General features: G+C 64.1%; 1 protein-coding gene. It reads right to left on the bottom strand.

Translation table 11 applies throughout. The features are described 5' to 3' along the window. Window positions 1–728, bottom strand: a 728-nt coding sequence (locus BLT75_RS24465; RefSeq protein ID WP_218128977.1) for a hypothetical protein, incomplete at both ends; no start/stop codon positions are given.

The following is a 728-nucleotide window of genomic DNA, read 5'->3' as shown; positions in this document are numbered from 1 at the left end:
CCGCCGGAGCCCTTGGTGCCGCCGGATCCTTTGGTGCCGCCAGACCCTTTGGTGCCGCCGGAGCCGCGGGACCCGTTCGGGTCGGTCTCTTCGCTGGCCAGGGTATGCTGGTACCACGCGTCGAAACTGTCCCCCTCGACGCCACCGTTGTGATAGGAATCCGTGCCGCTGGCGGCGGCGTTCACCGCGTCCGCGCGGGTCAGGAGTTCAGGGTTGGCCCCGTCGGTATTGACCGCGACCGAGATGCTGTTCAGGTCGATGTCCTGCAAGGTCAGCGGGCCATTGTTCGACCAGAGCGTGAAGTTGACGTCATGGACCGTACCACCGGTGCTTGAATCCGCGCCGCTGCCGAACTGGAACGCCCCGTCAAAGTTGATACCGGTTTGGAAACCGTTCGCCAGACCGTTGACGCCGTTTGCAAGACCCTGATGACCGGTCACCTGACCCTGGTTATCTGACGGATGGAAGTTCAGTCCCGAGACCGCGGCATCATCGGCCATGTTGAAGAAGAAACCGTCCAGATCGGGTTCGGTGCCGTCGAAGGTCGTGGGGGAGAGACGGAAGAACAACTCCCCGCTGGTCAGTTGCGAGACCTCGACTGTGACCTGGCCGTCCTCTCCGACCTGGAAGGATGTCGTGATCTTGCCGTCCGACGGTGTTTCGGTGCCGCCGGATCCCTTGGTGCCGCCGGAGCCCTTGGTGCCGCCGGAGCCCTTGGTGCCGCCGGA

The organism is Ruegeria marina, from assembly GCF_900101475.1.
Taxonomy (GTDB): Bacteria; Pseudomonadota; Alphaproteobacteria; order Rhodobacterales; family Rhodobacteraceae; genus Ruegeria_B; species Ruegeria_B marina.
Note: the sequence above shows the minus strand (reverse complement) of the source record. Positions and strands in the feature narration are given on the sequence as shown.